Origin of the sequence: Candidatus Pantoea gossypiicola (genome assembly GCF_008632075.1) — a bacterium.
GTDB lineage: Bacteria > Pseudomonadota > Gammaproteobacteria > Enterobacterales > Enterobacteriaceae > Pantoea > Pantoea gossypiicola.
In genome coordinates this window covers 1-9,307 of the sequence record NZ_VWVM01000038.1, presented here as the reverse complement: position 1 = coordinate 9,307, position 9,307 = coordinate 1, and the positions used below count along the sequence as shown (strand labels likewise).

8 protein-coding genes are annotated in these 9,307 nt (G+C 49.1%); 6 read left to right on the top strand and 2 right to left on the bottom strand.

Annotated features, from left to right (window positions below; genetic code table 11):
- The 5 genes from F3I20_RS24040 to tolC all read left to right on the top strand — a co-directional run.
- Nucleotides 1-258, top strand: a 258-nt coding sequence (locus F3I20_RS24040; protein ID WP_223811744.1) for a hypothetical protein, incomplete at its 5' end; no start/stop codon positions are given.
- Nucleotides 259-920: 662 nt separating this feature from the next.
- Nucleotides 921-1,322, top strand: coding sequence for a hypothetical protein (locus F3I20_RS23430; protein ID WP_150015762.1), 402 nt, complete (start codon nt 921-923; stop codon nt 1,320-1,322).
- Between the two features lie 111 nt (nt 1,323-1,433).
- Nucleotides 1,434-2,543, top strand: a complete 1,110-nt coding sequence (macA, locus tag F3I20_RS23425) for a macrolide transporter subunit MacA (protein ID WP_150015763.1) — start codon at nt 1,434-1,436, stop codon at nt 2,541-2,543.
- A complete protein-coding gene (locus tag F3I20_RS23420; RefSeq protein ID WP_150015764.1) occupies nt 2,540-4,498 on the top strand; it encodes an ABC transporter permease in 1,959 nt (652 codons plus the stop codon). The genes macA and F3I20_RS23420 overlap by 4 nt, the downstream gene beginning before the upstream one ends.
- A 140-nt stretch (nt 4,499-4,638) precedes the next feature.
- Nucleotides 4,639-5,976: an outer membrane channel protein TolC gene (gene tolC, locus F3I20_RS23415; protein ID WP_150015765.1), complete on the top strand. Its 1,338-nt coding sequence runs from the start codon at nt 4,639-4,641 to the stop codon at nt 5,974-5,976.
- Nucleotides 5,977-6,986: 1,010 nt separating this feature from the next.
- On the opposite strand, the gene F3I20_RS23410 is transcribed toward tolC, so the two are convergent.
- Complete coding sequence (locus F3I20_RS23410) at nt 6,987-7,526, bottom strand: AAA family ATPase (protein ID WP_150015766.1); 540 nt, start codon at nt 7,524-7,526, stop codon at nt 6,987-6,989.
- 512 nt (nt 7,527-8,038) lie between these two features.
- Between F3I20_RS23410 and F3I20_RS23400 the strand changes: the two genes are divergently transcribed.
- On the top strand, nt 8,039-8,689 hold the full coding sequence (locus tag F3I20_RS23400) for a DUF2913 family protein (RefSeq protein WP_150038638.1): 651 nt from the start codon (nt 8,039-8,041) through the stop codon (nt 8,687-8,689).
- Between the two features lie 322 nt (nt 8,690-9,011).
- Here F3I20_RS23400 and F3I20_RS23395 read toward each other — a convergent pair.
- Nucleotides 9,012-9,307: Rpn family recombination-promoting nuclease/putative transposase (locus F3I20_RS23395; protein WP_150019663.1), on the bottom strand; the 296-nt coding region annotated here is incomplete at its 5' end.

The following is a 9,307-nucleotide window of genomic DNA, read 5'->3' as shown; positions in this document are numbered from 1 at the left end:
AATAAACAGGAGCTTTTCGCCTGGCTCTCTGACTGTGACTTTGTACAGACCGATATCACGCATAAAGAAGGGTTCGCAGCCGTTCGCCTTGCCACTTATGATTTGATTAACACCGGCATCACGACCGGCATGGACTGGAACCATACCTTCTCAGAAGGGCGGGCTTACGGCGGGCTTGAGGCGCTGCAGCAGTCGGGGCTGCGTTACGTTTATGGTTTTACCCCCATAACAACAAAGATTTCGACAGCAACGCGTTAAAATAAAAGAACGGATCGATAAAGAACCTCTCGGAACGTTTGAGATATCCGGCCCGGGCTTCTGCAATTCTTTACTATATGACCTGCCTTTTTTATGGGGCGCTCTCCAGTGCCTGGCTGCAAGAACCAAACTTTTCCTCCATTTTTATAATCAATATTGCCGGAAGGGGAAGTGAGTGTAATTTTGTCTGGGTGCTTTTTTTTCAGTGTTTAATATGTCCGTGTTATATACTTAAATAATTACCAAACAAAAGTGAATTTTCCTGAGTTTTCTTTTCTGGAAAGCGCCTCCTGTTATGTTTGAAATTATCTATAATGTCCTTATTTATCAGTAGCTTATCATAAGTGTGGCAGTGCAAAAAGCCAGGTGATATATAGGTATTAATCGATCGGCTCTTAATTATTCCGTGTTCTGCATATGGAGCGGTATTGACGTAAATATACTTCCGACCGATAATGCCTGCCGCAGGATGCGACCAAACCTACTATTAACCTTTTTCCGGAAAGATGTGGATTTTAAAACGGCCAGAGGTGCATGATTATCACGCCGGCATCCCGGAAGTCACTCCTGAGTGTGCTGGCGAGGTACTGTTTTGGCCATATTAATTTGATAGGGAAATTTTTTAAGAAAGTAATCAGTTATTATTTGAGATGGGTATTGTTATGGTAAATAGAAAAGTTGTAAGTGTTTTGTTGGCTGGCATTTCAATGATAGGTTTTGTCGATCAGGTATCAGCAAGTATGTGGGGTGCTATGAATGCCGCTCTCGGCATCACTTGTCCTGATTCGAAATTTACGATTCCTGTCACTCAAAATAGTGACAATAAAATTATCTGGAATATGGATTCCAGCCTCACCTCACGAGACAGGTGCTATGCCAAGGTCAATAGCATGTATTCTAATAAATATTCTTCTGAGTGGAACGATGCCACGGCAGAATGCTCTCACATGTGGGATGAGCAGGTGGCCAAAGTCGCCCGTACTAATGCTGAAGTTAGTGAAGCATATCCTAATTGCAGCAACATTTCTAATTATATTTCAGAACAAACAGGTGACCGTTACTAACATATTAAATATATTATCTTACGCATTTAATCGCGAGAGTTAAACGTCCCGTCTGCTGACTAACAGTGGCTGCCACTGTTAGTCAGCGTTCTTTTGAAAGAACATCTATTTATGCGTATTTTAAATAAAAAAATTATTTTTGCTGTAACTGGAATTTTTTTCTTTGCTTTGTTTCTGGTGCGGGTCAAACATAATTTCCCTGAAACTATTTATCATACAGTGACCATCAGTCGCTCCATGTTTAAACAGGAAATTCTTGTCGCAGGCAAACTTGAAGCAAAAGAAAAAGTTGATGTCGGGGCCCAGGTAAGTGGTCAGTTAAAATCCATCAATGTTAATATCGGTGAGCATGTAATAAAGAATCAGCTTTTGGCGATAATCGACCCCGAGCAAGCCGAAAATCAAATCAAGGCGCAGGAGGCTTCCCTGGCGGCTCTATTTGCTCAGCGCCGTCAGGCTCTGGCAACGCTTAAATTATGCCAGAGTAGACTTGCCCGTCAGCGGCAGTTGATCAGGACACATTCGATTTCCCAGGAAGACTTCGAGTCAGCTGTCACCGACTTTACCGTGGCGCAGGAACAGGTGAATACCGTAGATGCCCAGATACAAAACCAGAAAGCCCTGAATGCTGCAGCTAAAACCAGCCTGAGCTTCACACATATTGCGTCTCCCATTGAAGGTGTGGTTACGGCAATTCAGGCCGCTGAAGGACAAACGCTGGTCGCCACTCAGCAGGCCCCTACTCTCATGACAGTTTCAAACTTAAAGATAATGTTAGTCCGGGCTCAGGTTTCTGAGGCCGATATTATACGTCTCAGGACTGGTCTTAGAGCCTGGTTTACAGTTCTGGGGGATACTGAAACGCGTTATGAGGGGAAGCTGAAAGCTATTCTTCCAACCCCGGAAACTGTCAGTAATGCCACCTTTTATGACGTATTGTTCGAAGTACCTAACCCGGATGGCGTTCTCCGCCTGGGGATGACTGCTCAGATCCATATTGAACTCAGACAAGACCAGAATGTACTGACCATTCCGCTAAACGCGTTAGAGGAGAGGACTTCTGATGGAAGTTATCAAGTCAGTCTTTTGCGTGACGGTAAGGCTGTCAGGACAAATGTGACGATTGGTGTGCAAAATGATACGGATGCGGAAGTTATCCGGGGCATCACGGATGGAGATGAAGTAATTGTGAGTAGCTTACCGGACAGGGGAAACCAATGATGCCGCTCATCGAACTCAAAGCAATTTACCGTCACTTCTGGGTAGGAGATAAAAAAGTTGACGTGCTAAAGAATATTTCCTTATCCATATTTTCGGGGGAGATGGTAGCGATAATGGGGCCGTCAGGGTCAGGTAAATCGACGCTGATGAATATTCTGGGTGGATTAGATCGCCCTTCCGGCGGCACTTATAAACTGTCAGATATGAATATCACCGCGTTAAATGATAACGCGCTGGCCGGACTTCGCCGCGAACGTTTTGGCTTTGTATTCCAGCGATATCAACTGATGGCATCCCTTACAGCAGCGCAAAACGTTGAAATGCCAGCAATCTATGCCGGGCAAAACCGTAACTTTCGCAGACGCCGGGCTGAGAGTTTGTTGGCATCACTGGGGCTGGAAGAGCGTAAAGACTATTTACCCTCACAGCTCTCCGGTGGACAACAACAGCGGGTGAGTATTGCCAGAGCACTGATGAATGGCGGTCAGATAATCCTGGCCGATGAGCCTACCGGGGCGCTTGACAGTAAGGCCGGGCACGACATTATGCTGACTCTCCGGCAGTTATGCGACCAGGGGCATACTGTTATCCTGGTAACCCATGATGCCACTATCGCAGGTCAGGCTGACAGGGTCATCGTTTTGCGTGATGGTGCGATTATTAACGATGTGAAGGGCACGAAAGGGGGGATTACTGCCATTCCTGACTGCAGAGAACCCGGATTTAATATGCCACTGCCTCTGCGGAGTATCTCCCCACTCACCTGGTTTGCCAGCAGCTCAACTGACGCCTTGTTAATGGCATGGCGGGTTATATGGGCCAGAAAGCTCCGCACATTTCTGACAATGCTGGGTATTGTCATTGGTATTGCCTCCGTTGTCATCCTTATCTTGCTGGGGGATGCTGTGCAGGACCAGGTGCTGAAAAATCTCCATAGTATGGGGACGGATAGCATAACGATTTACCCCGGCAGTGATATCGGTGATGAAGTGTTTCAGCGATCCCTTACCTATGACGATATTCCTCTTATCAGGAAACAGCCCTGGGTGCAGGCAGTGTCAGCCACTGTCTCATCCTCAGAGCGGGTCCGCTTTGGCAGTCGGGATATACAGGCCAGCATCAGCGGGGTAAGCAGCGATTATGCTCATCTTTTTGAGCTGAGTTTCAGTGAAGGACGGTTCTTTACTGACGCTCAGGTAGAAGCGGGGGCGCAGGTAGCTATTCTGAACAGCAGTCTCCGACGGCGATTGTTTCCGAGAGATACTGACGTAACGGGTAAAGTCATGCTAATCGGTACAATACCTGTGATCATTGTGGGTGTAGTAAAAGAGAAACCTTCGACAGGGGAGGAAGGGCTGCATATCTGGCTGCCATGGACCACGGTGGCTGCACGTCTGACCGGCACAGGCTGGCTTAATTCTGTTAGCGTAAAACTTCGACAAGGGGCGGACGGGGCAGAGTCAGAGAAGAAACTGACCAATTTACTGGTGCTCTATCATGGAAGAAAAGATTTCTACATCAGGAATTCAGACACCATACGGAAAAGCATTGAGAAAACAACCGGTACCTTCCGCCTCTTTCTGACGTTGATTGCAAGTGTTTCACTCATTGTGGGGGGGATAGGAGTGATGAACATTATGCTGGTTTCTGTCACCGAGCGCACCCGGGAAATAGGTATACGAATGGCTATTGGGGCGAGGGCGCGGGATGTACTTCTCCAGTTTTTAATTGAATCCATTCTCGTTTGCCTGACCGGAGGCGCAGCAGGCCTGCTTCTGTCTGCCATTACTACTCAGGTGTTGAAACATTGGCTGCCGGGCTGGGATATCCACCTGTCTGTATCATCGATGCTGATAGCCTTCTCATGCTCCATGTTCTCAGGGGTCATCTCCGGCTGGCTGCCTGCCCGGATAGCCGCCAGACAAAATCCGCTTGTTTCGCTCGCCCATGAATAAGTTGGTTAGGTGAGGCCTGACGCATTAGTTATAAAAAATAATCAAGAATATTATTTTTACAGGTTGTTTTTATTTCCAGTCTTCAGGGGACTATAGAATATCTGTGCCTGTAACACGTGTATTTGTAAAGGGTTGGAATTATGTTTGGAAAGTTTACTCTTTGGTTAGCAGGACTTTGCCTTGCAGGCCTCGGCACTTATGTACATGCCGAAAATCTTATGCAGGTATATCAGGCTGCGCAACTCACTTCTCCAGACCTTCGGGTAGCAACGGCTGATAATGATGCTGCTGGTGAAGAAATAAAAATTGCGAGAAGTGCTCTTCTTCCTCAGCTAAGCCTTTCTGGTAGTTCAGGGTGGACGGAGGGAGCGCGAGAGAATGCGGGGGCGCATTCCCGGTCTTCCGGTGGCACGCTTTCTCTGAGCCAGACTCTTTTTAATATGTCGTCCTGGCAGGCTCTGACTCTGCAGGAAAAACAGGCTGATCTCAGGAAGGTTACCTACTGGTCAACACAACAAAGCCTGATCCTTGATGTCGCGACCGCCTATTTTAATGTCCTGAAATCAGTTGATACACTTTCTTATACCGAAGCTGAGAAAAACTCTGTTTGTCGTTTGCTTGAGCAGACGACGCTAAAATTTCAGGCAGGCTCTCTTGCCGTTACGGATATGCAAAACGTCCGGGCACAATATGACCAGGTCCTTTCCACTGAGGTCTCGGCACAAAATGAGGTCAATAACAGCGCAGAAGCACTGAGGGAAGCAAGCGGTCTGAACTGGAAGCATTTAGCTGCCCTGAATACCGAGCATTTTAAAGCCAACAAAGTGTCTGACGTCAAGGGTTTACTGAAGCAGGCGGAAAACCATAGTTTGCGGCTCTGGTCTTCACGGTTGTCGCGTGAAATAGCTAAAGCCGAGATTGAAACCGCTCAGACAGGTCATATGCCAACGATTTCATTGAATGCTTCAATAGGAATTTCAGGCAACCGATCCAGTTACGATGAGCATTTCGGCAAAAGTATTTCTGGCTCAAATCAGGTGAGTGTCAGTTTATCGCTTCCCCTTTACAGCGGAGGGGGGGTATCTGCAAGAGTAAAACAGGCTGAATATGACTTGATTTCTGCCAGCGAGCAGGAAGAAGGCGTGCACCGTAATATAATGAAAAGTATCCGCTCAGCATTTAATAATATTAATTCCGCTGTCACCAGTATTAAGGCGAATGAACAGGCAGTGAAATCTGCACAAGCTTCACAGGAAGCCACTCTGAATGGCTATCAGGCTGGCACACGTACGATGCTGGATGTGCTGGATGCAACAACCACAGTTTATCGCGCCCAGCGCTCCTTATCGGAAGCGCGTTATAATTACCTGCTTGCCAGGCTGACATTAAAAAAAGAGCAGGGGATCCTCAGTATTGCCGACCTGCGAGCGTGCAATGATTTTTTAGGAAAGGAAAAAGACATTCCTTTTTCGGAATAATTATGCTTCACCTTCCGGCAAGGACATGCCTGACGGATAAAAGCAGTAAAATTAACGGGTTATGTCACATTAACCACCCTGGTAGATATCGGGCTCTGGATGAACAGGAGGTAGTCTGGAGAACAGAAATTTTTGTACTTTAAGCACGTTAGTTAATCAATACCAATGATCAACAGATTAATTTTACGTCAGCGGCTATCGCTTTTCAGTAGTTGTTTTTGCGGTATTTTATTCAGCTTATCCGGTTAAGGTCAATTCCCCTGGAAACACAGCACTGTGGTACACTCTATTGCCACAGATAAGTCGGTTTAAAAAACAGGCTTGCCGGACCATAATTTTCATTATCCAGACTGACCCTGACAGAACCAGTTAACCAGAACCCGACAGCTGACAGTCGGTGAGAGATTGCTTTTACTCGTCTTATATGAGTGATACGGGACGGCTACGATCGGCTGGATGTCGGATTCGCGTGATGGGGGGGGGCCGCCATCGCGCCCCGGGCCGTGAGAAACCAGCGTGAGCGACGCGCGCGGGTTTTTGAGCCGGCCCTGAACAGGGGCAGGAACATTCCGCAGAGGCGTCCTCTGAGCGGGTGCGAGTGTACGACGCGCGGTGAACGTCGTGGGCGGAAGGAATGCTGGCATAAATGACGCCTTGTTTTAAAATATAAACGAGGTTACGAACCGCATGAAACACTCGTGGACGCTGGCATCCGTCGCGATAATGGCGGCCTGTCTCCAACCTACCGCGCACTCAGCAATCCTGCCACGGTTACCGTACTTCGCAGGTCTGCCGCATACAGGCATTTTATGAAGAAGCAGCGTCTGATTAAAAAGCCGTCTTAACGCATAATAATTCGATATCCAAACTTTTCCCTAAATACAGAGCCAAAACTTCCAGTGTCAGGCTAGCCGGCGATAGCGCTGGATGATTTATCAGAAGCATATCGGAGAGAAACTGCTGCCTTGACCACCATAATTCAGGCTGACAAAGGTATTGAACACGCAGGACTACTGGCCGGATAAAATAAATTCGGCCCGCTCTTCTGGTCCGCAAAGAGGTAACCTGATGAGGTTATATCCGTGTCTGCTGTAAGACTCAACCATTGCATGAAATGTCTGAACTGCTTCCTTGAAAGATTGCTTACGCTCCGTATCCTGCACAAAGATATCTTCCCATGGCGGCGCGATGAACACGGTTTGTGAATACCGGAATAGTTCAATTGCCCTTTCAATGTGCGCCGGCACGGGCAAATTACAGAGCGCCAGATAACCAACAACATCCGGCAGCCCCCGGTCAAAGAAAAATGGCGTTTTGCTTTGGGCTGACTCATGCCAGGAGCGTAACTCCCAGTTCAGCATTAGTTCGGCAAAAGATTCCCTGTCTTTCCATGGCAGCGCATTTCCGCCGATCGCTACCTGATCTTTTATTATTGCGCGCCCGGCCTCAGTTGCCGTCGGAAAACCTTTTGCGCGCAGAGAATCCAGCAGCGTACTTTTACCCGACCCCGGTCCGCCGGTAATAATAATTCTTTTGTTTTCAGAATACATAAAAGCGTTCCTTTTTTGGAAAATACGACACACAGATGTTGGATACCTCACAATGAAAAGATGAGGACATTATTATACCAGTGCCCTGCAGATAGCCTGTAAGCAACATTTTGCACCACTGGTTGTAGATAAAACCTGTCGTCGTGTCTCACTGAACATATCCACGACGCCGGGGCTTTGCATTACAGGCGCTTCCGCCTGTCGGTTCACCCACGTGAAACACTGCACAACAGAGCCATAGCCGCACAGATTGTCAGAACCAGTCCCAGTTGCTGCACCATGCCGGCGAGCCCCGGCATCATTCCCGGTAACAGGTAATAGTTCAAGCCGAACCATGCTCCTGCAGCCCCGACCTGTTCGCGATAACGGTGCAGCGCCTGAGCTACAAATGGGTACCGCTATGGGTTGCCAAATGAAAGAAAATTGCCGCCCGGCCACCGCGTTTCCGGGTTTTACCCGCCGCCGGGACTCGCTAAAATAACAACTCAGAATATTCAGGAGGACAGCACGCCGTGACGCTGACCGAAAAATCCGGCCATCTGGCGTGGTGCGCCCTGACCGCGCTGGCCCTGGCGCGGCAGGACGGGACCGTCAGCTCTGACGCCCAGGAAAATCTCTTTCTCACCCGATGGCTGGCCACCGCCCTGAAGCAGCACCGCTTTGCCCGCGAAGTTGCTCCCGACATTGAGTGGCTGCTGAAGCAGGGCCGCCAGTACGGGACCGGGGCAAAATTACCCGGCAAGCTGGACTATCTCTGGCGCTCCTGCACCGGCTTACTTTCAGAGCAGAATGACCTTTTCCGGCTGACGTACGCCCTGGAAACAGCGAAAGATATGCACTGGAATTACCGTCTGCTGAGCGATCGGGAATGGTCCGGACGTCATGCAGTGAGCCTGAACACGGCAGTGAATAATATATTTATATCCCGGAGCAGTCTGGACGCGGCATTTAATGACGAGGGCTGGCAGGTTGGGATGCTTATGGCACGCGTGTCCGGTTCTGTGGCAGGGCTGGTACAACTGTTCATTCGCTGTGGATGGCAGCTGGACCTGCATCCGGGACAGGCTTCTGCTGACATCTTCAGGCTGAGCGCGTTACCGTCAGTTAAAACAGGGTGTAAGGAAACCGGAGCAGAGTCAGAGTCTGCATTTACTGAACAGTAAACCATCCATTACTGATTACAGTGGATGTTCCGGAATCAGGAGATAATGATGGACAGGGAATCAATTTTGCAGGTACTCAGGGCGCACCCGGACAACTGCATCCGGGCCTTTCACCGCGGACGGGCGGGCCGTTCCGGGTACAGTGAGGGAAAGGTACTGGTAAGGCACTACGGGGGCCTCATTCCTGACGAAATCGTACTCAAGCCCGTGATGTTTCTGAAGGTGCAGAATGACCTGTGCGTGACGGAACGATGGGGGAATGACCTCCTGGGCGGCTGCACGTGGCGGCTCAGCAGCGCGGCCGGAGAGGCCGCTGAATAAGTCAGTGGCGGATTTGTGCCAGGTCGTCTTCCGTCAGGCCGGTCATTTTCATGACGGTATTGCGGTCAATGCCGTTCTGCAGCATGGTGCGGGCAACTTCCAGCTTGCCTTCCAGCTTGCCTGCCTTCCTGCCTTCCTGCCTGCCTAGCTGGATACCCTTCTGGATGCCTTTCTGCTCAAGCTGCTGTGCGATGGTCATAAGTGCGTCTCCGTGTTGCGGCACACGCTGTGCCAGTTCGCGTACAAAGGCTTCGGCGTCGGACGTTTCGCCTGCCTGTACAATATAGTGTACCAGCG

Excerpts from the sequence above, each read along its gene's own strand:
- F3I20_RS23420 (WP_150015764.1), top strand. The coding sequence starts at position 2,540 with ATGATGCCGCTCATCGAACTCAAAGCAATTTACCGTCACTTCTGGGTA.
- macA (WP_150015763.1), top strand. The coding sequence starts at position 1,434 with ATGCGTATTTTAAATAAAAAAATTATTTTTGCTGTAACTGGAATTTTT.
- F3I20_RS23410 (WP_150015766.1), bottom strand. The coding sequence starts at position 7,526 with ATGTATTCTGAAAACAAAAGAATTATTATTACCGGCGGACCGGGGTCG.
- tolC (WP_150015765.1), top strand. The coding sequence starts at position 4,639 with ATGTTTGGAAAGTTTACTCTTTGGTTAGCAGGACTTTGCCTTGCAGGC.
- F3I20_RS23430 (WP_150015762.1), top strand. The coding sequence starts at position 921 with ATGGTAAATAGAAAAGTTGTAAGTGTTTTGTTGGCTGGCATTTCAATG.